Source organism: Acinetobacter sp. YH12145 (assembly GCF_013418335.1).
Lineage (GTDB): Bacteria > Pseudomonadota > Gammaproteobacteria > Pseudomonadales > Moraxellaceae > Acinetobacter > Acinetobacter amyesii.
On the sequence record NZ_VPCE01000007.1, the window covers coordinates 35,048 to 60,683 of the forward strand.

19 protein-coding genes are annotated in these 25,636 nt (G+C 39.0%); 13 read left to right on the forward strand and 6 right to left on the reverse strand.

Features of this window, described 5'->3' with window-relative positions; translation table 11 throughout:
* Positions 1–90 precede the first annotated feature (90 nt).
* The 4 genes from FTU80_RS08850 to FTU80_RS08865 form a co-directional block, all read right to left on the reverse strand.
* Entirely contained in the window at positions 91–1,113 is a 1,023-nt protein-coding gene (locus tag FTU80_RS08850) for a fimbrial protein (protein WP_180084783.1), read from the reverse strand.
* A complete protein-coding gene (locus FTU80_RS08855; protein WP_180084784.1) occupies positions 1,110–3,689 on the reverse strand; it encodes a fimbria/pilus outer membrane usher protein in 2,580 nt (859 codons plus the stop codon). Before FTU80_RS08855 ends, FTU80_RS08850 begins: the two co-directional genes overlap by 4 nt.
* 65 nt (positions 3,690–3,754) lie before the next feature.
* Positions 3,755–4,486 carry a molecular chaperone gene (locus FTU80_RS08860; RefSeq protein WP_180084785.1) on the reverse strand — a complete coding sequence of 244 codons (732 nt, stop codon included), beginning with the start codon at positions 4,484–4,486 and terminating at the stop codon, positions 3,755–3,757.
* 75 nt (positions 4,487–4,561) lie between these two features.
* On the reverse strand, positions 4,562–5,095 hold the full coding sequence (locus tag FTU80_RS08865) for a fimbrial protein (RefSeq protein WP_180084786.1): 534 nt from the start codon (positions 5,093–5,095) through the stop codon (positions 4,562–4,564).
* Between the two features lie 1,053 nt (positions 5,096–6,148).
* On the opposite strand from FTU80_RS08865, the gene FTU80_RS08870 reads away from it, so the two are divergent.
* The 4 genes from FTU80_RS08870 to mhpT all read left to right on the forward strand — a co-directional run bounded on the left by FTU80_RS08870 (position 6,149) and on the right by mhpT (position 11,133).
* The gene (locus tag FTU80_RS08870; RefSeq protein WP_180084787.1) at positions 6,149–7,453 is read left to right on the forward strand and encodes an aromatic ring-hydroxylating dioxygenase subunit alpha; all 1,305 of its coding nucleotides are present in this window, start codon (positions 6,149–6,151) and stop codon (positions 7,451–7,453) included.
* Positions 7,454–7,548: 95 nt separating this feature from the next.
* Positions 7,549–8,496, forward strand: coding sequence for a PDR/VanB family oxidoreductase (locus FTU80_RS08875; RefSeq protein ID WP_180084788.1), 948 nt, complete (start codon positions 7,549–7,551; stop codon positions 8,494–8,496).
* 142 nt (positions 8,497–8,638) lie between these two features.
* On the forward strand, positions 8,639–9,895 hold the full coding sequence (locus FTU80_RS08880) for an OprD family outer membrane porin (RefSeq protein ID WP_180084789.1): 1,257 nt from the start codon (positions 8,639–8,641) through the stop codon (positions 9,893–9,895).
* A 17-nt stretch (positions 9,896–9,912) separates the two neighbouring features.
* Positions 9,913–11,133 carry a 3-(3-hydroxy-phenyl)propionate transporter MhpT gene (gene mhpT, locus FTU80_RS08885; RefSeq protein ID WP_180084790.1) on the forward strand — a complete coding sequence of 407 codons (1,221 nt, stop codon included), beginning with the start codon at positions 9,913–9,915 and terminating at the stop codon, positions 11,131–11,133.
* A 243-nt stretch (positions 11,134–11,376) separates the two neighbouring features.
* On the opposite strand, the gene FTU80_RS08890 is transcribed toward mhpT, so the two are convergent.
* Entirely contained in the window at positions 11,377–11,805 is a 429-nt protein-coding gene (locus FTU80_RS08890; RefSeq protein WP_078188630.1) for an OsmC family protein, read from the reverse strand.
* A 148-nt stretch (positions 11,806–11,953) separates the two neighbouring features.
* On the opposite strand from FTU80_RS08890, the gene crp reads away from it, so the two are divergent.
* The 8 genes from crp to FTU80_RS08930 all read left to right on the forward strand — a co-directional run bounded on the left by crp (position 11,954) and on the right by FTU80_RS08930 (position 22,708).
* Positions 11,954–12,664, forward strand: a complete 711-nt coding sequence (crp, locus tag FTU80_RS08895; protein WP_180004890.1) for a cAMP-activated global transcriptional regulator CRP — start codon at positions 11,954–11,956, stop codon at positions 12,662–12,664.
* A 201-nt stretch (positions 12,665–12,865) separates the two neighbouring features.
* Positions 12,866–13,915 (forward strand): NADP(H)-dependent aldo-keto reductase, encoded by a 1,050-nt coding sequence (locus FTU80_RS08900; RefSeq protein WP_180084791.1) that lies wholly within the window; start codon positions 12,866–12,868, stop codon positions 13,913–13,915.
* Positions 13,916–14,262: 347 nt separating this feature from the next.
* Positions 14,263–16,842, forward strand: coding sequence for an ATP-dependent chaperone ClpB (clpB, locus tag FTU80_RS08905; protein ID WP_180084792.1), 2,580 nt, complete (start codon positions 14,263–14,265; stop codon positions 16,840–16,842).
* A 225-nt stretch (positions 16,843–17,067) separates the two neighbouring features.
* Entirely contained in the window at positions 17,068–17,904 is an 837-nt protein-coding gene (locus FTU80_RS08910; RefSeq protein WP_306669694.1) for a hypothetical protein, read from the forward strand.
* The gene (locus FTU80_RS08915; protein ID WP_180084794.1) at positions 17,904–19,454 is read left to right on the forward strand and encodes a GH3 auxin-responsive promoter family protein; all 1,551 of its coding nucleotides are present in this window, start codon (positions 17,904–17,906) and stop codon (positions 19,452–19,454) included. The genes FTU80_RS08910 and FTU80_RS08915 overlap by 1 nt, the downstream gene beginning before the upstream one ends.
* Before the next feature lies 1 nt (position 19,455).
* Positions 19,456–20,622 carry a GNAT family N-acetyltransferase gene (locus FTU80_RS08920; protein ID WP_180084795.1) on the forward strand — a complete coding sequence of 389 codons (1,167 nt, stop codon included), beginning with the start codon at positions 19,456–19,458 and terminating at the stop codon, positions 20,620–20,622.
* 128 nt (positions 20,623–20,750) lie between these two features.
* Positions 20,751–22,052, forward strand: a complete 1,302-nt coding sequence (locus FTU80_RS08925; protein ID WP_180084796.1) for a DUF945 family protein — start codon at positions 20,751–20,753, stop codon at positions 22,050–22,052.
* A gap of 188 nt (positions 22,053–22,240) precedes the next feature.
* Positions 22,241–22,708, forward strand: a complete 468-nt coding sequence (locus tag FTU80_RS08930; protein WP_180084797.1) for a hypothetical protein — start codon at positions 22,241–22,243, stop codon at positions 22,706–22,708.
* A 41-nt stretch (positions 22,709–22,749) separates the two neighbouring features.
* On the opposite strand, the gene rlmKL is transcribed toward FTU80_RS08930, so the two are convergent.
* On the reverse strand, positions 22,750–24,954 hold the full coding sequence (gene rlmKL, locus FTU80_RS08935; RefSeq protein ID WP_180084798.1) for a bifunctional 23S rRNA (guanine(2069)-N(7))-methyltransferase RlmK/23S rRNA (guanine(2445)-N(2))-methyltransferase RlmL: 2,205 nt from the start codon (positions 24,952–24,954) through the stop codon (positions 22,750–22,752).
* A gap of 221 nt (positions 24,955–25,175) precedes the next feature.
* Between rlmKL and FTU80_RS08940 the strand changes: the two genes are divergently transcribed.
* Positions 25,176–25,532 (forward strand): hypothetical protein, encoded by a 357-nt coding sequence (locus tag FTU80_RS08940; protein ID WP_180023478.1) that lies wholly within the window; start codon positions 25,176–25,178, stop codon positions 25,530–25,532.
* The last annotated feature ends 104 nt before the right edge of the window (positions 25,533–25,636 follow it).

The following is a 25,636-nucleotide window of genomic DNA, read 5'->3' on the forward strand; positions in this document are numbered from 1 at the left end:
TAGTTAGATAAATACACGTCTATATTATGAAAAACAAGATTAATTCAGCGTATTCATAAAAAAAAATTATAAATTGTGAGGTGTGTCAAATTAATCATATTCAATTGTGACTGTTGCCATTCCTCGTACTGTTCCAGGTGAAACAGTTGGCTCAGTTTGGTAATAACGTGCCTTCATTGGCACATTATATTGTAATGTCTGGTTAGATGTTAATGTTCCGAGTTCCAGTTTGTCCCCCTTAGAAACTACTTTATTTTGATTCTGGTAATTCCAAAGGATTTGTGTACCTACGCCTTTAGCTTTTGTGCTCGCAGGGGCATCATTATTAATTACTTTATTATTGCTATTTGCTGCTGCATTGTAGTCAAAACTTAAACTAATTTTATTACTTTCTTCGTAACCAGTTGGGTTTTTACCGCCATTGCAGAGAATATTTAAGTCAAATGCTTGCTCACCTTGAGTGGAGCCTACACCTTTGAAATCAGCTTTATTAACGGTAGGCAATTGGACAACCTTATTAATATTGCCTTGAATTTCACATGAAGAAGAGGCAATGGTAATCGCATTACCATAAACTGTACTGGTGAGCAGGGGCTTGTTTGTGTAACCGTTAACATAATAGCTGCTGTATTGACCCGGGACTAATGTGCCAGAACCAGTTGTAGGTGCAGTTTTAACAATCTCGACCACGAAATAGCCGTTAGCTAAGTTGTAAGTAGTATTTCTAGACAAAGCGCGTGAATACGGATAATAGCCTGAAAATCCTGAAGCACCTTCAGCTTCACGATAAAGCCGAATGCCAATACCGGGAATATTGGTATTGTAAATAGAGTTGCCAGATGGACTGAGTGAAAAGCCCTGACTTAACACCGCATGGATTGTAGATGGAGTACCGTTATCACATCGGATGGTAGATCCATTTGAAGATATTGGAAACGTGGCTTTTCTTAATATTGTACCCACCGCATCACTTGGACGAACAACCACACGGCCGACAGACATACTGACGTCTTGCGATCTGAATCCAGATTGTGGTGTACACGCAGCATAAGCTTCAGACAGACCAGCCATTCCAGCGAGCAGCAATAGGGTATTAACAATTTTCATTTTCATTGGCATACACCTTCTGTCGTGATCATGGTGAGATTTTTATCTTCTGTTTGTTTTGTCACATCGTATTGAATGCGGCATTGCTCAGTAGCGTCATCGCCCCATTTGATGGTGACAGTATCTGCTGTTTGGTTGGTACGCAAATAAACCATGCTACCTTGTGCAACCATGCCGACATTTTCACCTTGTGAGCTATATGCTTCAGCTGCAAATGGAAGGGTTTTTCCTTCTGAGATTAAACCATGAATATAAATGGCTTTACCTGATTTTGTTGCAAAGCTAACTTGTGAAATTGCACCAGCATATGGCGCGATGCGTTGGCTAGTTTCTTCTAATTCTACATTGGTCGACATATTTTGTGGATCAAGCGTAATATCATTTAAACGGTATGGCGTTACATATGGAATAACTGCATAGCCTGATTTATTGATACTTAATCCTGTAGCATTATTTACTTTAGCACCTGCTGCTTCAGGTGCGTAAACCAAGACCATAGTTTGTCCTTGGTCTGGGCCAAACAGTACACCTTTGGAATGTGCAACTACATTGCCGCGTGCAGAAAGCATCGCTTGTTGATACTGATCAGAAACACTATATGAACCACCCACAGTAGCAAAGTTAGTGCGGTACTGAGCGTTGACGTTCATGCTCGGATTACTACCATAAGTATCTGAAACAGAAGTACCGTAATTGAATCTGTCACTGACCGTACCGCTCATGCCAACAGTTGTGCTGTCTTGTGTGGTAATTGAGTTGAAATTCACTGAATTTTTCTTAAATGTCCAAGGCAAGGACAGCGTCAACATATACTCTGTATCATTGGTGGTGCGCTTGGTTGCAGTATTTTCGACCACACGTTTAATCGCAGATAAGCCATAAGTTAAACTGCTATAAGTATTGCTGTAGCCAATTTGGTATTGGCGAGTCGTTTCCTGACGGTTCCAATAGTCTACCCAAGAGCCAGTGGCATAAACGTTGCCCCATTTGTCTGGCAAGCCTTGGTTTAAAGTAATTTGAAATTCACTTCGCTGCTTACCAACATGACTTGAACTGATGCCTTTATCGTCCAAATCTTGGATCATTAAAGCATCGCGCAGTTTATAAAAGTTTTCAGTCGAGTAGCGGTAAGCGGCTAAAGTTAAATTGGTATTCGTTGGCGTAATGAGTTTACTGTAACTTAAACGGTAACTTTGCCCACTTTCGCTATCACGTTTTTTGAAATCTGCTTGAGAATGGGTCACGTCCAGTGATATTGCACCAACAGGTGTAGTGAAGGCACTGCCCAAGGTCACAGCAGTATAGTCTTCAGCACTTTGTACACCAGTAAAAGCCGTAAAGTAGTTGTTTAAACCACGCTGATATTTTGCCTGCACAATCCAAGGATCAAGATCAATGTCTTTATCACGGAATTGACCCGCAGTGATTGAATAACGGCTCATGCCCGGGCGCAGCATTTGTACGACAGAAGCATAAGGAACGTTAAAACGCTGAATTTCACCGCTAGCTTCTAAGATAGAGACTTCAAGTTCACCGCCAAAACCTGTCGGGTAGAGGTCATTTATTTCGAAGTTGCCCGGTGCTACTGTTGTTTGGTAAATCAGCTGACCTTGCTGGCGTATTTCCACTTTTGCATTGGTTTTTGCATTGCCTCGAATACGAGGTGCGTAGCCAATCATACTGTTTGGCAGCATACGGTCATCACTAGAGATATCTACACCGCGAAAACCGAATGAATCGAAAATTTCGCCATCGGTATAGCTGTCACCTAAAGTCAGTACGGCTCTATATTTAGGAAATGCGCGCTGTACATAAGTGCTGACAGCATCATAACTGCTTTGGCTCTCGGATGGATTTTCATTGTTACTTTGGTCGCCATCCTGCCATTGCCATTGTCCGTTATGTCGAAATTGCCACCCAGCAAGATTGGCGCCCGCATTTATAGAGGTAAACGCATTTGTGCGTTCTTGACGGCCTTGCATGCGGTCAAATGTTTTGTAAGCACTGGCATTGTATGAAAGAAAAGCAGCATTGATTCCACGATCCCATACACTTGGATCTACATACCCTTGCGCATTTTTTTGCATGGCAATTTGTGGAATTGAAATATCAATACGCAGGCGAGAATTGTCATATTCATAATAGGCATCATCAATCCATTGCTCAATTTTTTGACATGGCGCTACATTCGGAAGTGCATCAGCTGGTTTTTTTAAAGCATCAGGCTTTACGCCATATTGAATCAGGCTATTTTCAGAGAAACAGGTAAAGGCATTTTCTTTATTATCTAAGGCTTTAAATACGATACGATGCTTGCCAAACCAGTTTCCATTGACATAAACATCAAGATTATATTCGCCAGGCAAAATTGGATTGCCAAATTTAAAACGCTCAACATCGATTTTTTTTGCGTCGCCAATTAAAAAAGCTGAGTCAAATTCTGCTTCTTCAGCAACAGTTGGCTTTTCTTCGGTTTCAGCTGCATGAACAAGAGCAGGCATGCTGAGTGTAATAACGCCGCAAGCAATATAATAGCTGATGTGACGTTTAACCCATTTTAGACTTTGTTGTTTTTTTTGCATGAAACTGTCCGCCTATTCATTGGAAATAGGTGCTTTTAAATGAATTTACTTTTGTTTATTTGAAGCTATTGCACTTTAATTGGTAATTCCACACGTCCACCGTAGTCATTAATACTGGTGAAAACCATTTTTGAAGTATTCGCTGTTTTTAGTGCTACATGGTCTTCAGAAAAAGGTTTAAGCATCAAGCCTTCATTAATTAAGTCAATACGTTTACCTGCATTGTCCTGATTAATTGAGGTCAGCGTAATATGAAATGGTGTCGGATTTTTCACATTTAGCTGATTAGCTTGTACAGACCATTGAAGCTTAGATGGCGCAGTGCTTACATCATCTTTCAGCTCACTCGGACGGTAAAAGAACTTGATACGTGAACGGATTGCCAGTTGTAAAAAGTTTTCTGGTACATCATTTACATTTTTTGCAGTCGGTTTTGGTGGAATATCTAAAATATTCAACCAATATAAAGTTTCTTGGGTTTTACTTAAGCTGCTTGCTTTAGGTAAGGCAGAAATACGTAAAGTTTGCCCTTTTTGACTATCTACCCGTGAAATAGGTGGAGTAATCATAAAAGGAGCTTGTGATTGGTCAGGCGTACTTGAAGCATTTCCTTCATCAATCCAAGCCTGTACTAGCGAGGGTTTGTTGCCATTATTACTGACTTGCAAAGTAATTTCACGCGCATCTGAAGGGTAAATTACACGTGTGCCGTGAATAATAATTTCGGCATTTGCAGCAGTAAAGGGGAACAGCCCAGCTAAAAGTGCAGTTTTGAAAAGGGACGGCTTAAAGCGCATAACTTATTCTCACAAAGGGTATTTAATGAGTGAGCTGATGCAGCGAACTGCATCGGCTCTCAATTGCAATAGCGATTATTGGTAAATAATCGTGTATTGAACAGAAGTTGTTACTTTACCAGCAGTAGAAGCGTCAGTTGCGTAGTATTCTGCATAGTAGTTCAAGTCAGCAGAACCTTGGTCAGCAACGTCAACCCATTGTGAGTTTGTTTGCGCGCCATTAGCACCAGCTGCAAGAACTGGAACGAATAGATTGTTTGAACCTAAAAGTTGTACTTGAACGTTTTTCGCGCCAGCAGCATCTTGGTTGTTTAAGCGGCCTGAAGCAAAATCAACAGTAGCACCTGGTTCAAAATAAGTAGCAACTTTACCTTCTGAACAGTTTGCTAAGTTGATTGTGAACGGAGTACGGCCAGCAACATCACCGGCTTTAGCAAGAGTTTGCTTAGACACAGTAGGTAAAGTTACAGTGAAATCTTTACCTTGAGGAGTAACGATGTCACAAGTTTTGTCAGTAACTAAACCATTAATAGTGATTGTGCCATCAGCAGCATTAGCCGCGCTGATACCTAGAATTGTTGTAGTAGCAATTAGAACGATCTTTTTCATTTTACTTTTCCCGAAAAAATAGGCTTTGTTTGTCATTGGTGGTGTACCGCTTTGGTAACAGAAGATTAACCGTTGATTTTAAAAATGTAAACCACGTCACATTAATTTAAATTTATGTGTTTTTATTTTTGAATTAAACTACAGCTGTATAGTTAGATAATTTATAATTTATTATTATTGAAAATAAATGCTTATGAAGTCTTTTAATAAAAATTAAGAGTTTAATTAAGTGAAAAGTAATTTAAAATATTTTTGTAAATTTACAGAGTGAATGGTCAAATCAACAAATTGATGACAGATTTATTAAAGTTTTAATTAATTAAAGTGTTATTGAGAATATGGTTGAATTAAATCTACTTATATGAACGGTGTTCATCACGAGTCGTTACCAATTGTAATTTGGCTTTTATTAGGTACCTTTCACACTCATAGGGCCTTATTAGATTCTACCTAGAAAAAATGTGAAACCATATAAAGATAAAATGACGATCTTGTTAGAACAAAATTAATGACATTGAACAGTCAAATATTTAGGCAGGACAATATGGATATATTGGTCAGGCTATCCCTAGATAGCTTGCTTGAGATCCAAAAGTATTAAACTAATGACAGTTCAATTTCAGCTATGCTTTTTAAAGCCTAGTCACTAGGATAGATGTATATAACAAGACAGTTTAATTAAAAAATAAGGCCGATCTCATTCCTTAGTTAGAACATGAATTTAAATAAACTAGGCTAGCTTGCTCTTTAAATCACAGAGAAATAAATCCTTATTTCCTTAAAAAAATGCCACAAATGTTCTAAATGTAAAAAATTAAAAAAGCATTTATCTTTTATTTCACCTTAAATTAAATAATATAAAAACAAAGACTTAGTTTTGTGAATAAGAATTGTTTTTCATACAAAACCTATTTTTACGTCAAGTAACAAATCTATAGAAAAAAATTAAGCGTACATTTTGACAATTAATTTTATAGGTTATAAATTACCCATGATGAAATAAAACAGTGTTTTATATATAAAACAAAATGAAATTAAGTCAAGGAGACCGTCATGCTCACGGAAGAAAAAAATGCAAGATTAACGAAAGTAGGTCCAGGAACAGAAATGGGCGAATACTTGCGTCGATATTGGCATCCAATAGCTGGAGAAAGTGAATTTGAAAAAAATTCAATCAAGCCGATTCGGATCATGGGCGAAGACTTAGTATTATTTAAAGATTTGAGTGAAAAATATGGTGTTGTAGACCGTCATTGCCCACATCGTAGTGCAGATATGCTTTATGGCTATGTTGAAGAAAATGGTATTCGATGTAGTTATCATGGCTGGCGTTTTGATCAGACAGGTCAATGTATAGAACAACCCTTTGAGCAAGTGTGCGACCCAACGTCACGAATGTGCAAAAGGATAAAAATTAAATCATATCGAGTGACAGCAAAAGCTGGAATACTATGGATCTATATGGGGCCTGAGCCAGTTCCAGAATTACCAGATTGGGATCTATTCAATTATAAAAATGGCTTTGCACAAGCTGTATTTGCTGAATTGCCTTGTAACTGGTTCCAATGTCAAGAAAACTCAATTGATCCAGTCCATTTTGAATGGACACATAATAACTGGTCAATTCGTCAAACGGGTGCCAAGGGTCCTTATGTCCCAACGCATTTAAAGCTTGAGTTTGATGAGTTTGATTATGGATTTACTTATCGCAGGCTTCGCGGTGAAGAAGATGAAACAAATCCAATGTGGACGGTAGGTCGTGTGACTTTATGGCCAAATGGGTTTTATCTCGGGCACCATTTTGAGTGGCGAGTTCCAGTCGATGACGAAAATACATTAAGTGTCCTTTGGATTTTTAGTCGCGTACCAACAGAACAAGAACCTTATCAGCAAGACAAGATTCCGTCTTGGTATGGACCAATTCGTGACCCACGTACAGGTCGTTGGATCACATCACATGTAGCCAATCAGGATTTTGTCGTATGGGTTGGACAAGGCACAATTACAGATCGTACACGTGAGAATCTAGGTCAAAGTGATCGTGGAATCGTGATGTTAAGACGTCGTTTCTTTGATGAATTAGATCAACTTAAAAACAATCCTGACTTTGTACCTAAAGCGCTAATTTTCGATAAAGAAGTGAATAAAGACATCGTATTACCTTCCGCATGCCGTGATGAATTAATCAATGGTTTAGCACGGAAGGAACTAGGTGAACATCCATTGCTTGGTCCATATCTGAAGGATTTCTTTGGTCAAGCCGGTCAACCTGACGATGTGCGTCTCGATTATGAAGCAGCAGTTGGGCAGAAGATGGAAGGTGCTAAATACTTTGCAGTCCATGGATCTAGTAAATAAGCGCTTTAATATTTCCTTTCAAACACGGTGCATTAAACAAGCGGGTTTGAAAGGAAAAGAAGGATATAAACCAAGACTTAAAATGGAATTTATGTATGTTTGTCCAAATAAAATCTATTCAAGATTTGACCGCCAATATTCGTAGTTTTGAGTTAATTACAGAAGATGGTCAGGATCTACCTTCATTTACTGCAGGATCACATATCGATGTGGTCTTGGAAAATGGTTTAACACGACAATACTCAATAGCAAATTGTAGTTCAGAAAAAGATCGCTATATCATCGGTGTATTAGAGGATGGTCAATCACGAGGAGGATCATCCTATATTCATCAACAATTTAAAGTTGGTGATCGTATTGAAATTAGTGAGCCGAGAAATTTATTTCCAGTTCATCAGAATACGAATAAGGCAGTGTTATTTGCAGGTGGTATCGGCATTACACCAATCTTATCAATGGCACACACCTTAAAGCGTGAGAACATTCCTTTTGAATTTTACTATTTTATACGTAATGAAAATGTAATTGCATTTAAGGATGTTCTGCAAACAAAATTCTCTGGAGAAATCCATTTTCATATCGAAGATGATGCCATGAATCATTTAGATGTAAATCAAATTTTAAGTGAACCACTGGCCAACAAGCATCTGTATGTCTGTGGGCCAAATGGTTTTATGGATTATATCTTTAAAACTGCAGAGCAAAACCATTGGCAAAAAGACCATTTACATAAAGAACATTTCGCCGCAGAGTCAGTGATAGGAAATGATGAAAATACCGAATTTTCGATCAAAATTGCCTCAACAGGTGAACTGATTCCGATCTCTGCTGAAGAAAGCATTACTGATGTTCTAGAAAAATGTGGTGTCAATATTGCAGTGTCGTGTGAGCAAGGGATTTGTGGCACCTGTCTGACCAATGTCTTAGAAGGTGAGCCAGATCATCGAGATATGTTCCTAACGGATGAGGAACGTGCTTCAAATAAAATATTCACCCCATGCTGCTCTCGTTCTAAAACAAAAGTTTTAGTTTTAGATTTATAGAATTTAGGAAGGCTCTTTAGAAAAGAGCCTTTTTATTTGCCTAAAAAACAAAACAAACTAAGTTTTGTATATAAAACAAAAGAGGAGGGAAACGAAGTTTTAACAGTTGAGAAATTGTTGGTGATTAAACAAGGAAATGTTAATGAAAAAGAAGATTATTTTATGGATGTTAGTCTCTTCGAGCAGTGCTTTTGCAAACGATTTTGTTGATGATGCAAAAGTGAGTCTTTGGGCGAGGAACTATTATTATGATCGAAATTATACAGAAGTTTCGACTGTTCCAGCATTGAGAGAATGGGCACAAGGTTTTGTATTTTCAGCAGAGTCTGGCTACACGGCAGGAGATATTGGCTTTGGTTTAGATTTTCAAGCTATGGCTGGGTTTAAACTCAATGCCGATGCAGATAAAACTGGTGCACAAGTTTTACCTGTAGATAAATATACACGTGAAGCAGCAGACTCTTACGGAAAAATTGGTTTGACGGCGAAAGCCAAATTTAGTCAGACGCAATTAAAAGCAGGAACGCTGATGCCGTTTACACCTGTTGTTTTTTCATCGAGAGCACGGCTTTTACCTCAAGTATTTAGAGGTGCTGAAATCCAAAGCAAAGATGTCAAAAATACGCTGATCACCTTGGGATGGTTAGATCAAGTAAATCATCGTGATTCAAGTGATTATGAAGATATAAAAATCTCTGGTGCCAATGGAAAATTTTTGCCTGCGACAACAGACAATATGTTTTACGGTGGTTTTCAATATAACTTTGATAAAGATAACTTGGTTGGTGCTTACGCAGCTGATGTAACAGACTTATATCGTCAAGGTTTGATCATGGCGAAAACCAATTCTAAATTAAATGATCAGCTAAATTTTCTAACCGATTTAAAACTTTACCATAGTGGAACAGATGGTCAAAAGCTTGCAGGGCCTGTAGATAATACATTGTTTGCTGGCAATTTTGGCTTAAAAACAGGTGTACATACCTTTTCTGCAGGGGTATTGAGCAGTTCAGGTCAGACAGGATTTCCTTATTTGTATGGCGGTGAAGTCTTATTCTTTCTAGATGGCATGAGTACGGACTTTTTAAATCCCAAAGAGCAAGTTTGGAGCCTACGTTATGACGTCGACTTAAAAAATGTGATCGAGGGTGCCAAGTTCGCAGCACGTTATACCCGTGGAGACAATATTCATTTGCCAAAATTAGGTGGCACGGATCTGACTGAAGATGAATGGGCGTTTGACCTGCAATATACAGTTCCAGAAGACGTCCAATATCTGAATGGACTGACGGTCAGGGCACGTTATGCAATTTACGATAACGATTTTGCATCATCAGCATCATTTAAACCAGATAACGAATTCCGTTTAGGTATTGATTACACATGGAAATTTAAATAATTCAAAAGGATTTGGATATGAAAAGTCGTACTTTAAATTTCACCATTGTCATTTGCTTCCTGATAGCCCTTATTGAAGGCATTGATATTCAGGCAATTGGTGTGGCGGCAGCTTCGATAAAGCAACATTTTGCGTTGGATTCAGCACAACTTGGACTTTTATTTAGCATTGGTATTTTTGGACTGTTACCCGGAACGGTGATCGGTGGATATTATGCAGATAAAATTGGGCGAAAAAAGGTTTTAATAGCTGCCGTCTTACTTTTTGCAGTTTTTACACTTGCCATTGTATTTGTACAAAATTTTATTGGCTTACTCATGGTTCGCTTTTTGGCTGGATTAGGTTTTGGTGCTGCATTGCCCAATCTAATTGCATTAGCTTCGGAGTCTAGTTCTGCTGAAAATAAAGGTAAAGCTGTAGGTATGATGTACTGTGGGATGCCAATAGGGGCAATCCTCATCTCTTTATGGGCTGCGATGGATTCGTCAGAAAACTGGAAATTAATTTTCTATGTTGGAGGGATTATTCCACTCATCATCGTGCCTTTTATGATTAAGTATCTATCTGAATCTAAAGAATATAATCAAGTTAAAAAAAATACACAAACCGTTAATTATGCACGTGCATTATTTAATGACCGACAACGTTTAAGAACTTTCCTATTATGGGGAGGCTGCTTTTTTACGGCGATGGTACTCTACATCATGTTGAGTTGGCTTCCATCACTGTTTGTTGAGCTTGGTTTTACTAAGCAGCAAGGAAGTATGGCGCAAGTCTATTTCCAAACTGGCGCAACGATTGGTACGCTTTTATTTACAGGTTTGATTGATAAATGGAATAAATCTGCGGTCATTGCGATTGTTTATATTGGCATATTGATCGGTATTGTCTTTATGAATGTCGCGCCAACGTTGATGATTATGTATGTTGCAGCAGCATTTACTGGTTTCTTTCTTATCGGTAGTAATGGTGTTTCCTACGCCTTTAGTAGTTTTGTCTACCCGACAGAACATAGAGGTCAGGGGGTTGGTGCTGCAAATGCAGTAGGGCGTGTGGGAGCAATGGTTGGACCAGCAATAGCAGGACTTATTCTAAATACAGGCGGTGGTACGTCTGGTGTCCTCTTATCTATGTTTCCTTGTATTGTCATTGCCTTGCTTTGTATGTTTGTTTTAGCCAGAAAAATCGAAACAAAGTCGGCATTTAACTTTGAAAAGAACTTTTCAAAAATTGAATAAATTTTGTCAGATAAATAACCCTTTTAAGATTTAAGCAAAAACTTAAAAGGGTTATATCGTCCTGAGAATTAATTCAATTAAATCCCTTTTGCCATATGTATAATTAAGCCAAACGTCTTGTATGGATATATCTGCATTTATGACTATATAGTAGTGCTTCATACAATGTGTGCTTTAGCGGATTGTTTGAAACAAAAAAGCCGCATTCTATGCGGCTTATTATTAGAAAATTGAGCAAATATATTATGCAGCTTCAGCTTCTAAAATTTCGAAGTCATGGGTAATTTCTACACCACCGTCCATCAGCATTTTGCTCGCAGAACAGTATTTTTCAGCAGAAAGTTCAACCGCTTTTGCAACTTGCTTTTCCTTTACGCCATGACCAGTGACTACAAAGTGCAAATGAATTTTGGTAAATACAGCAGGAATAGTGTCGGCACGTTCTGCATTTAATTCACAACGAACATCAGTAATGTCTTGGCGTGCTTTCTTTAAAATCGTCACAATATCGAAAGATGCACAACCACCAAGTCCTGTTAAAATCAGTTCCATTGGGCGCGGACCACGGTTTTCACCGCCATATTCTTGTGATCCATCCATCATAACAGTGTGACCACTTTGAGTTTTTGCTTCAAAAGCAACATTCTCTAGCCAATGAACACTAGTTTGCATTGCAAGTCCCTAAAAAAAGCTATAAATTTACGCAGTACCTGTACACTAACATAAATTGAGTTGATAAGGAATTTCAACTCTTACGTGTGACAAGTTCACTTTAGGTCTTGTGCGATCTATAAATTATCCATATTCGGAAACTGTTAGCATGACTTCAAACTTTTCACAACTTAGCACAGATGCGCTATCTCCGGGGCAGTTACCTGAGTCGGTGAAGGCATTATTAAAACGTGCATATATTAATCGTTACCCAAAACGTACAACAATCATTGATGCGGGCTCAGAATCTAAATCTTTGTATTTAATTCTTAAGGGTTCAGTATCTATCATTTTACGCGAAGATGATGAGCGTGAAATTGTGGTTGCGTACTTAAATGCGGGTGACTTTTTTGGGGAAATGGGTCTATTCGAAGCAAATGCACAGCGTACTGCAGAAGTGCGTACGCGAGATGTATGTGAAATTGCTGAGATTACCTATGAAAACTTTCATGAATTAAGTAAACAATACCCAGACTTAAGTTATGCGGTATTTGCACAGCTTGTACGCCGTCTTAAAAATACGACGCGTAAAGTAACTGACCTTGCGTTTATTGACGTGTCAGGTCGAATTGCACGTTGCTTAATTGATTTATCTTCACAACCAGAGGCAATGATTTTGCCGAATGGTCGTCAGATTCGTATTACTCGTCAAGAGATTGGTCGTATCGTGGGTTGTTCCCGTGAAATGGTTGGTCGTGTTCTAAAAACACTTGAAGAGCAAGGCATGATTGAAACTGATGGTAAAGCGATTCTAATTTTTGATGCATCGCTTGAAGATAAAAGTCAATTGGCTTCTGACGAATTTGACGACGAAGAATAATCATTCTTCTAAATAAAAAAAGCAAACTCAGGGGTTTGCTTTTTTTATGTCTATTCATTTCTCACTATTATATCTGAACAAGCTTTTCTCACATTTTTTGACAAATAAACAGAAAATTATGATTTAAACAAAGCCGATATCTTAGGTAAGCTACTTCGTGACTTATATATTGATATTTAAAATAAAGAGGGAATTTGCGGCATGCAATTTAAACCATTGGCACATACCGGCATTTTAGTTCCAGAAATTTGTTTAGGCACTATGACGTTTGGTGAACAAAACACCCAAGCAGATGCTTTTGAGCAACTGGATTATGCTTTAGAGCGTGGTCTTAACTTTTGGGATACTGCAGAAATGTATCCTGTCCCACCGAAACCTGAAACCCAAGGTTCAACTGAAACTATTATTGGTAACTGGATTGCAGCTCGCGGTGGCCGCGATAAAATAATCTTAGCTTCAAAAATTGCAGGACCGTCACAAGGCGGTAGTCATATTCGTGACGGGCAAACTAAATTTATTGCTTCGGAAATTGAGTCTGCACTGGATCATTCTCTTCAGCGCTTACAAACAGATTATCTTGACTTATACCAGTTGCATTGGCCGCAACGCCCAACCAACTTTTTTGGTAAATTGGGTTATGGCAATGCCGAAGCGAACAATACGCAAACTATTACCAATTTAGAAGAAACATTAGTTGCTTTAAGTCATGAGGTGAAAAAAGGTCGAATTCGCTCAATTGGACTATCTAATGAAACGCCATGGGGAACGTTAAAATTCCTACAACTTGCAGAAAAGCATGGTTTAGAAAAAATTGTCAGTGTGCAAAATCCATATAGTTTGTTGAATCGTACTTATGAAATCGGTTTATCTGAAATTGCACACTACGAAGGCGTGGGCTTATTGGCATATTCACCTTTAGCATTTGGTTATCTAACAGGTAAATTCCGTCATGGTGCACGTCCTGCCAATGCTCGAGTGACACTATTTTCACGCTTTAGCCGCTATTCAAATGCGGAGAGTGAATGGGCAACAGAACAATATGCACAATTGGCTGAACAGCATGGTTTAACGTTGACACAGTTAGCACTAGCATTTATTAAGCAGCAATTTTTTGTCACCAGTACAATCATTGGTGCGACAAATCTAGATCAGTTGAAAGAAAATATTGATGCTTTTGAGGTGAATTTATCAGAAGACATTTTAAAAGGGATTGAAGATATTCATCGCCAGCAGCCAAATCCTGCACCTTAAGCTGAAATTTTCAGTGGATTATGTAAAAGCCTGCATGTAAATGTGGGCTTTTTTGACATTTACGTGATTTAAGCTAGTGGAAAATCATTGAATTTTATTCTCAGAAAGTCAGTTGAGTTGACAAGAAAATTACCTAAAAATACATTTGTATTTAAATAACATAATAAAGTACTAAATTCTTCAATAAATGACTTGAAAAGTATTCTATTTATACCAATATTATAATTAAGATTTATCTTTATCCTAAAATTAACTCATTGAAAAATATTTAAAAAATGTATTTGAAATTTTAAATATGACTCCCATATATGCTTCAAGTACAGAATTTGTTGTGAGGAATAACAAGAATGCGATTCGAAAAATTCACAAACCGTTTGCAGCAAGCATTATCCGATTCCCAATCTTTAGCAATGGGGAAAGACCATACAGCCATTGAAGGAATCCATATTCTTTCGACATTGCTTGAAGAGCCTTCGAACCAAAGCTTGTTACAACAGGCAGGTGCTAATCTTCCTGAGTTAAAAACCAAGCTTCAGCAAGCCCTACAGGATACCGCCACCATTGCTACGCCGACAGGGGACATCAACCTAAATCCTGAAGCAGTCAAAGCGCTAAATTTAGCCGATAGTTTTGCTCAAAAAGCTGGAGATGAGTTTCTTTCTACAGATTGGGTGATTCTAGGTTTAGCTGAAACGGGTAAAACCAAAACCTTATTAAATAGTGTAGGCGTAACGACAGATAAATTACGCAATGCAATTGAACAAATACGAGGCGGTGAACAAGTCATGAGTAATAACCACGAAGATCAACGTGATTCACTCAACAAATATACCTTAGACCTCAATGCACGTGCATTAGAAGGTAAGCTAGATCCGGTCATTGGTCGTGACGAAGAGATTCGTCGTACCATTCAAGTTTTATCGCGTCGTAGTAAAAACAACCCCGTACTGATTGGTGAGCCGGGTGTGGGTAAAACAGCAATCGTTGAGGGCTTAGCACAGCGTATCGTCAATGGCGAAGTTCCTGAAAGTCTGAAAGGTAAACGTGTACTTTCACTTGACCTAGGTTCATTGCTTGCAGGTGCAAAATACCGTGGTGAATTCGAAGAACGTCTTAAAGCCGTTCTAAAAGATTTAGCCAAATATGATGGCGAGATCATTCTCTTTATTGACGAATTACATACGCTTGTTGGCGCAGGTAAAGGTGATGGTGCAATGGATGCAGGGAATATGCTTAAACCTGCATTAGCGCGTGGTGAGCTACGCTGTGTAGGTGCAACCACTTTAGATGAGTACCGCCAATATATCGAGAAAGATGCGGCTCTAGAGCGTCGTTTCCAAAAAGTGATCGTTGATGAACCGAGTGTGGAAGACACTATTGCGATTTTACGTGGTCTAAAAGACAAATATGCAACCCATCATGGTGTGCAAATTTTAGACTCAGCGATTATTGCTGCGGCAAAAATGTCGCATCGTTACATCACAGACCGTCAGTTGCCAGACAAAGCAATTGATTTGATTGATGAAGCAGCATCACGAATTAAAATGGAAATTGACTCAAAACCTGAGCCATTAGACCGTTTAGATCGTCGCCTAATTCAATTGAAAATGCAGTTAGAAGCGGTGAAAAAAGATGCAGATTCAGTCTCAAAAGCTGAAGTTGAGCACCTAGAGAAACAAATTGCTGAAGTTCAAAAAGAATATAGTGATTTGGAAGAAGTGTGGATTGCGGAAAAACGTTTGGTTGACGGCACGAATCAGGCTCAAATTGAGCTAGATAAAGCACGTACTGCCTTTGAAAAAGCACAACGTGAAGGTGATTTAGCAGAAGCTAGCCGTTTGCAATATGGTGTTATTCCTGAGTTGCAAAAACGCCTGAATGAAGAAGAAATCGCCGAGGTGAACGAAGAACCGAAATTGATTCGTACCAAAGTCACAGAAAATGAAATCGCTGAAGTGGTAAGTGCGGCTACAGGTATTCCTGTTGCGAAAATGTTGCAAGGTGAACGTGAAAAACTCTTACATATGGAAGAGTTCTTACATAACCGTGTAGTTGGTCAAGATGAAGCGGTCGTAGCAGTATCAAATGCGGTGCGTCGTTCTCGTGCAGGATTATCCGATCCAAACCGCCCAAGTGGTTCATTCTTATTCCTTGGGCCAACAGGTGTAGGTAAAACTGAGTTAACCAAAGCTCTAGGTAACTTCTTATTTGACAGTGATGATGCGATTATTCGTATCGACATGTCAGAGTTTATGGAAAAGCATTCGGTGAGCCGTTTAGTGGGTGCTCCTCCGGGCTATGTGGGCTATGAAGAAGGCGGTGTATTAACTGAGGCTGTACGTCGTAAACCTTATAGTGTGGTGTTGTTTGATGAGGTTGAAAAAGCCCATCCAGACGTCTTTAACATCTTGCTTCAAGTGTTAGATGATGGTCGATTAACTGACTCACAAGGTCGTGTGATTGATTTCAAAAACACCGTAATCGTGATGACCTCGAACTTAGGTTCAACCGATGTTCGTGAATTAGGTGAAAACCCGTCGAAAGACGAAGTTCGTGCTGTGGTCATGGCTGCTGTATCTGAACATTTCCGTCCTGAATTTGTGAACCGTATTGATGAGCTAGTGGTTTTCCATTCTTTACAAAAAGCGCAAATTCGTGGCATTGCAGATATTCAGTTGGATCGTTTACGTTCACGTTTGGCTGACAAAGACATGAGTTTGGCAGTTGAAGATAGTGCCTTTGAGTTACTTATCGATGCTGGTTTTGACCCTGTATATGGTGCACGTCCTCTAAAACGTGCCATCCAACAACAAGTTGAAAATACACTGGCACAGAAAATCTTGTCAGGCGCGTTCCAACCGGGCGATACGATTGTTGTTCAAGCGGAAGGAGATCACCTAAGTTTTGACAAGATGAAACTCAATTAAAAGGTACAAATTAGCCACGTTCAGTTGTAAAAACAGAAACCCGGTTTAGGCCGGGTTTTTTTATTTTACGCTTTTCGTGATTTTCGTTTAAATACGTAAAGTTGATTGCATTTCATCATTTTCACCCACTAATATGACGTCCGCACGCATCCAACGAGATGACTGTGTTCTGTAAAACAAAAACAATATCGCGCGTTCATCAAGAATGAATGGCAACAGGAAATTATGATTATGATGGAATTTAAACTGCTTAGGCAGATCAAAAAAGAACCTTATAGTTTATATAAACATACTGGTGACATCACTGTTCAAGAACTCAAACGCATGTATGGTATTTATCAAAAGTATTATGCCAATACCCGTTATGAAATTTTTGAACGCGACTTCTTAGAAAAAACCGGTGTTTTTTTTATTATTGAACCGAAAAATAATCAAATTGTCGGATTTTCGACGGTTATGGAACGTGACTTTGTTGTTGATGGTAAAGCCCGACATGCTTTTTTCAGTGGTGATACCATTATTGAGAAAGAGTATTGGGGGAATCGTGCATTAACTCGAGCAATGTTCCGTTATATTATTAGTTTTAAATTTCGTCATCCAAGAACCCCTGTATATTGGATTTTAATCTCTAAAGGCTTTAAAACTTATCTGCTCTTAGCCAATAACTACTACAGCTACTATCCACATTATGGTGAGAAAAATGCCCATCTCAAAGACTTTGTCGAATCGTACTGTAAAGAATATTTCTCAGAATACTATAACCATGAAACAGGTCTTCTGAATTTTGGCGAAGACTACCAGCCACTCAAAGCAGATGTTGCGCCAATCACCCATGAGATGCGCGAAAACAATACCAAGATTGCTTTCTTTGAAGACAAGAACCCAACGTGGGTCGATGGAACTGAACTTCCGTGCATTGGTGAATTACGTTGGAGCGATTTATACCGTTATGTAAATCGATTCTTAACCAAGACCACCAGTGTGAGTAAACATGACAGCAAGTTACGTTATAAGTCACGTACATTGCATATTGCGACAGGTTCAGACTCGAAGGTGGCCTAATGGGATTGCTTCTCACCACTGCACATCAAGTTTTGAATATTGCCTGCCGTAAAGCATTTCAACGCTATACAGAGCAGGCAAATCAGCTGGAAAATGTGCAACGTAAAAAATTAAGCTATTTTTTAAAGCAGCACATTTCACAAAATTTAAGCTATGAGCAATTTGCCAAAAAATATCCGCTATCGCGTTATAGCAATTGGAAAAGCCAAATTGAACAATCCAGACAAAGTGGCAAAAATTGTTTGGGGCCTGAAAAAATTGTCCGTTTTCAACCCACCAGTGGGTCGAGTGAAGCAATTAAATTCATTCCCTATACTCAGGCTTTTTTAGATGAATTGGATGAAGCTATTGGGTTATGGCTCACCAATTTATACCGAACTCATCCACAACTTAAAAATTCAACGCATTATTGGTCGGTTTCATGGTTGCCTGAAAGCCAGAGAAAGCTTTTAGAAAATAGTAATTTGAATGATGACAGTGCGCTGCTTAATCTGTCGAAGCGAGTGTTGAGTAAAATTACCCAGTCGGTACCGACTGAAATTGCGATGGCGAATTCAGCCGAAGATGCCATGTTTGCAACCGCGGTGTATCTCGTTGCAGATAAGCATTTAGGCATGATTTCGGTATGGAGTCCTACATTTGCTTTGCAATTGTTGGATATCATTCATGAACATCAAGCTGAAATTGTGCAGGTCTTAAAAACTGGACAATGGCAACGTGAGGGTTTGAGTTTTCTGCAAGTTCCTAAATCTTGTCAACAATGCTATCGCTTACAAGACTTGGATTTGACCCAAGCAACGGCGTGGAAAAAACTGTGGCCTAAACTCAGTCTGGTTTCGAGTTGGGATACTGCGAGCGCAGAGCAGTGGGCAGTACAACTCCAGCAACGAATTGCAGGTGTGGCATTTGAAGGTAAAGGTTTATGGGCAACTGAAGGCGTAGTGACGATTCCATTTGCAAGCCGTTTTACCTTAAGTTATCAGTCACATTTTTATGAATTTATTTTGCAAGACAGCCAAAAAGTGGTGCCATCGTGGCAACTGAAAGTAGGTGATATTGTTAGTCCTGTGATCACGACAGGTTCAGGATTAATTCGTTATGTGATTGATGATGAATTAGAAGTCACCGACTTTTATCAGCAAGTGCCATGTTTCAAATTTTTAGGTCGTAAAATGACGGTAGATTTGGTCGGAGAAAAGCTCGACCACAATGCTGCAGTTAAAGTTCTTGCAGAGTTTAAACAAGCGGATTATTTGCCGATTAGTATCTTGGGTATCGAACAATGTTCTGTTAAAAAACCGCACTATATTTTACTCAGTGAAGGCAATGTAGATAAACAACCATCCGCTCAAGCACTAGACCGTTTGCTTAAACATAATTTTCATTATGAATTGGCACGAGATCTAGGGCAGTTGGATGAACCTGAAGTGGTTCATGTACAAGATGCATGGGACTACTACAAAACATTAGCCATGAACAATGGCATGATTGAAGGGAATATTAAGCCTGAGCCGCTTAAGAAAATGAAAACAAAAATAATTGAGTATTGAGATGGATATCGATGTGTTAGATGCACCGTTCGATGAAACGGCGCTATATCATTCAAAGAATGAGACTAAGTTTGCGGTTCGAAATGCGACTGTCGAAGATGATGAGCAACTAATGAAAATTAGTGCTGAGAGTGTGCCAAGTAATGGCATTACCTTATCTTATGAGCGTCACCCGAGTTATTTAGCTGCTAGCTATGCACAGTATAATCGACCAGATTTAAAAGTGGTTGTCCCTGTGGACGATCCATCTATCGTGATTGCGATGATGAATTTGGGGTGGCGTTATTGTTATATCAATGGTCAGCCTGACCTAATACGTTATGTTGCCGATTTAAGAATGAATCCGGCGTATCGTGGTGCCAAAGTCATGCGATTATTAATGGACTATGTCCATGATGAAATCCCCCAAGATACGATTTTTGAAAGTGTAGTTTTAAACGCCAATATTGTCGCAGCTAGTATTTTACATCATGAAAGATCAGGTTTTCCGTTGCCATTTTTTTATGATGAAATTCGAACCTTTACTGTTTCACAAGCAGTGAAACCAAAAACTTTCAATCAATATCAATTTAAAATGCTGACTGCTGAACGTGTAGATGAAGCGAATGATTTCATTTTAAAAATGAAAGACCATTATAATTTTTTACCTAGCTATGATTTTAATGCGTTGGTTGATGGTCAAAATCCATTTTGGGGAGGCTTAAATCTGGACGATTTTTATTTGATTTATGATCAGCACAATCAGTTGGTTGGACTCTACGGATTATGGAATCAAAAGAGTTTTAAACAAACCCGCGTAATCGACTATTCGCGTCCATTAAAGTTGATGAAGCCTTTTTATAATGCCTACGCGAGTGTGCGTGGTGTGTTATCACTGCCAAAAATTCAGGGAACTTTTGATTATTTAATGTTGCATAGTCCACTATGTCATCCTGAACATCTGGATGTATTTGCAAGTTTGGTTTTTCATGCCAAGCAACAGACCAAGCGACGTGGCAAAGAAACCTATTGCATCACATTGGCAGAGAAGGACCCACGTATAGGATGGATGAAAAATACCACCTCTCACGTGTTAAAAGCCAAGCACTATTTTCATAGTTTTAAAGGCAATCCATATGCAGCTTTTGATCGTAAACGTATAAGTTATTTTGAAGCTGGGCGTATATAGTTGAAGTGATAGCCATCAAAAAATCAATTAAAACTGCCAAATCAATCATTTAAAATCATTCTAATTGTGTACTTATGTAACTGAGTTCTTCAGTATACTGCGCAAAGAATAATCAGAATGAGAAAGACATGTCAAAATTGATGTGGGGAATTGGCAGTTTAGCGGTGCTTTCAACAGCTGTGGTGGGAGGAAATTTATATGCAGATAAATCTCTTGCCCAATTTTATACACAGAATAATTGGTCAGCAGCTGTACAAGATGTTGATGTAAAGTACAGCAATTATCAAATGGGTTTGATGGGTGGAACGGTCGATTGGGTATTAACCCTGAAAACAGACCCGTGTAAACCCAAAGAAGTGATCGTGTTGAAGGGTACCGATCAGATTCAACGTGGGTTGAAAGGCTATAACATCAACTCGAACTTTAAGATTGTTCAACAACAAAGTACGTCCGAATATGCCAAGCTTTTTAGCACGGACTTAACGGCAAAAACGTTGGTCAATTGGATTGGTCAAAGTAAAACAGATCTACAGATTCCTGCATTTAAAACGACTGCACAAGGTGCAACGGTACAAGCTGATGCCAGCCAATTGCAAATTCGGATCAGTAGTCTACCGGGGCAAGCCACTAAGGTATCTGAGCTTTCAATCCATTTACCTGTGGTTCGGTTGAGTGAAGGTCCAATGCAAACCATGGTGCAAAATTTTTCGATGAAGACCAATCAAGGTCTAAATCAGAAAAATCTTGAAAATGGTTTTGTTGAAATTCAAGCGGGTTCTATCAAACGTTCAGATCAAAAGTTCTCAGGCGGCATGCGTGGTATGCAACTGCGTTGGGAGACCGAACTAAATAAACATGATGTGGACTTTGAAGGCTATTTAAAAGCTGATGAGATGGATTTCCCTAGTTCACCGGTCACGAAAGATTTCGCACTAAATTTGGCATTACATAAAGTTAATCTAGATAAAGTTCGTGCATTTAGTGAACTTTTGCATCAGGTGGAAAATTCATGCGATGCAGTGGGTGAATCAAGTGAAGAAATGACTCAAGCTTTCTTAGCAATCGCAAGCCAAGGTTTTGATTTTGAGTCTAAAGATAACTCGATCAGTATTGGTGCAGGTAAAGCCTCTGCAAATGTCGTGGGGAAAGTCATGCCGGGTCACCATGCCTCAATGGAGTCTTTTATAAAAATGCTACCTAGCTTACTAGATTTTCAAGCAGACTTAAGTTTTGATAAAAATATGATGACTGCAATCATGAATAACTTTTTGCAATTACAGGGCAAAAGTTTGTCAGGACAGGAAGCCGAAGCCATGTTTGCTGGTTTTGAAACATCAGGGCAAGGCAAGCGCGATGGTAATAACATGGTCATGAGTATGCAATATAAGTTCGGGCAAAAGCTTTTTGGTCAGGCTATACAAAAGAAATAAGTAACAAGTCGTTAGTCGTATAGTTTGAAAATATAAAACCGTCATAGATTGGCGGTTTTGTATTTTTGGCTACAGAATTATGATTTTCAGTTTATCGGAACACAGCGGCCTAGCCATTGTTGAACAGTTGAAAAGTTGCTAGCGTCAATGGGCAACTAGCCAATGAAAACAACAATAGGAAAGACACCATGTCACACGATTATTTTTTTAGACGGAAACTTGTTCATTCATCCATGCCTAAATGTTCTTGGGTAAAACATAGTCTTATTAGTAGCATTTTTTTAATCGCTGTTCAGTCTATAGCTTTTGCGGGTACTTCAATTTCAGATCAACGCTTGTCGAATGAAACGCAAGGTAAAAAACAGTTTAGTGAAGAAACCTTAGATATTATTGAGAGTGAAGCAGCTAAACCCAAAGAAGAGCAGCAGAAAAATTCAAATCATAAATCTAATCGTAATAATAAGATCATTCAAGAGACCCAGCTCGAAGGCTCAACCATGAGTGATTATTTGCTTCAAAAGAAAAGGGCAGCGGATCAGGTCGGGTTAATACAATCTCCAGAAGTGGCACCGATTAACCGTATTGTGCTGCAAGAGCGCCACGAAAATATTCGAGTAACGTATCCAGATGGCGTTGTGGTTGAAATGAAGCACTGACGTGCTTCATTTCATAGATCAGGAATTGCTAAAGTTAAACATTAGATTTGTGGATGGGTGATTTTCCATGCACGATGAATTTTGCTGTTACGTTTAAAGTCTAGACCAATGGTTTCATTGCTGATTTCTTCAACATCAAACATTGCCATGATCACATCGTCCATCTCAAAACCACGGTAGTTGTTTGAGAAGTAAAGCGTACCGTCAGTGGTTAAACGGTTCATGGCACGTTTAAGTAAAGACATATGGTCGCGTTGGACATCAAAAGTACCATAGAACTTTTTAGAGTTTGAGAAGGTTGGTGGGTCAATAAAGATCAGGTCATATTGCTCGTGACCTTCTTTTAACCATTCAAAACAGTCACTAGAGAAGAACTGATGTTGTTCATCTGCATGATCTACAGTCAAACCATTCAGTACAAAGTTCTCTTTAGACCAGTTTAGGTATGTATTTGACAAATCGACACTGGTCGTACTTGCTGCACCGCCTAGCGCTGCATGTAAGCTCGCTGTAGAGGTGTAGCTATATAAGTTGAGGAAGTGTTTACCTTTGGCTTCCTTGGCAATACGTAGACGCATTTGACGATGGTCAAGGAACAAACCTGTATCGAGGTAATCTGTTAAGTTCACCAAAATCTTAGCTTTGCCTTCTTGAACGATAAAACGTTTAGACGCAGTACTTTGTTTGGTGTACTGATTTTTACCTTCTTGGCGCGCACGTGTTTTAATGAAAATCGCATCACGACCTAAGCCTGTCACTGCACGAATCGCTTGAAGTGCTAAGTTAAAGCGTTTTTTGGCTTTTTCAGGGTCAATTTTTTTCGGTGGTGCATATTCTTGTACGTGTAAACGATCACCATACAAATCTACCGCGACATTAAAGTCAGGCAAATCGGCATCATATAAACGTAGGCAGAAAATATTTTCTTTGACTGCCCATTTTTTAAGATTCTGCATGTTTTTTTGCAGACGGTTAGTAAAGTCTTCTGCACCTTCAATTTTTTCAAATTGTTGCGGTTCCCAATGCTCTAGGAAAGGCTTTTGAACTGCCGCAGGTTTGACTGTACCAAAACGGACGTAAATTGGTAGCTTACCATTCATTAAACGCAAAATTTGTGGATCATTAAAGGCAAGGACATCGGCCTGTTCAACTTGTGCTGCAATAATTGCAGCAGGCTGATTTGGGAAGTTCTTTTGTAATAATGCCGATAGACCTAAATATAGTGCGCGGTTAGAGGCTTTATCACCTAAACGCTCGCCGTATGGAGGATTAGTGACAACAAAGCATTTCTTACCTGTTGCTTGGAAATCTGGCCAGTCTGCAAGTGTACGTTCTTCAATTTTAATTTGATCAAGTACAGATTCGAAACCTGCAGCAATAATATTTTGTTTGGTCGCTTTTACCGCTTCCCAGTCTGCATCAAATGCATAGAATTGTGGGAGAGGGTTTTCAAGTGCAGCTTTATGACGCTCAGCCGCTTCGCCTTTAATTGACATCCAAAGTTCATGGTCATGACCATTCCAACCATTAAAACCAAAACGACGAACAAGGCCTGGCGCGCGGTCAGTCAAAATCATTAATGATTCAATGATAAATGTCCCTGAACCACACATTGGGTCCAAAATAATATCGGGTTGATGCTGTTTAAGTTTTGCTTTCTGTAAGATGGCAGCCGCTAGATTTTCTTTAATCGGCGCATCTGTCATGTAGCGACGGTAGCCGCGTTTATGCAGAGAATCACCTGATAAATCTAAGCAATAAGTATGTTCAGTTTTGCCAGCTAATACATACAACGTAATTTCAGGTTGCTTAATGTCAATGCTTGGACGTTTGCCCACAGCTTCCATAAAGGAATCGACCACACCATCTTTGACACGTAAAGTTGCGAACTGAGAATTGACTTTGATGTCACGTTCAATATGTAAACGAACGGCAAATGTACTTTGTGGTGCAAAAATAAGTGACCAGTCAAAGTTTATTGCACCTTCATAGAGCTCTTCCGCTACATCACGTGCATCATGTGTGAACTCTAATTCATGTGTATGAATGGGGGTGAGTACACGTGAAGCCAAACGTGACCACATGCAAATACGGTACGCATCTTCAAGTGTGCCTTTGAATACAAGACGACCCGGGAACTGTTCAATATTTTGAACACCTAAACCTTCAATTTCCTCGCGGAGTAAGGTTTCCAGTCCATCTGCACAGGTAACCCAATATGTAGAAAGACGCGGTTTCGAATTCATGTAAATTTCCAAAGGCAAAAAAGCAATCGCATATTTTAACGTATTTTCGGGGATTTGGGCGGACGATATTGCGCTGAAACTGGAGAAATATCGGTAGATTTGAATGACTTTATCAAATTTATTCTGTGTACATTGTGAGAAATATCACTTAATGGTACAAAAATTGCTATAACCCTGATCAAAATTCGATCTTTATAATATTGATATCATTAGGGGTATTTATGACAGGGCTGGCAATCAATAGTCAATCAAACGCATTTTCAATCGCCACTTTAATCTATGCACGTTTACGTCGTGTGTCTGGTCGGGTTATTGACGCATTATATGTGGTTGAGAATGTCGAATATGCACGCTTTGTTTCTAACTTAGCTTTGGAAACGGCTGATCCTGAATTATCTCGTTTAGTTGCACGTTTATATAGTGAGTTGAATTTGCATGAAGTTGCAGTTTCAGCACCAGAAGAACCAATAGTTAGCTCAGTTCAATCTGAAACAGCAGAAATTTTAATGAGCGAACCGACTGCGGAAGATATCTATAAAGCACAGGTTGCACATCGTTATATCGGCGCCTTGCGTTAATTCAATCCTGCTGTGAGCAGTAGGTATATTTTTCTTGCTGCGCACAGCCTGATGTATCAACCATCTTTCTATGTTTCAATAGTTGTTGAACTGCGCAGAAGGCG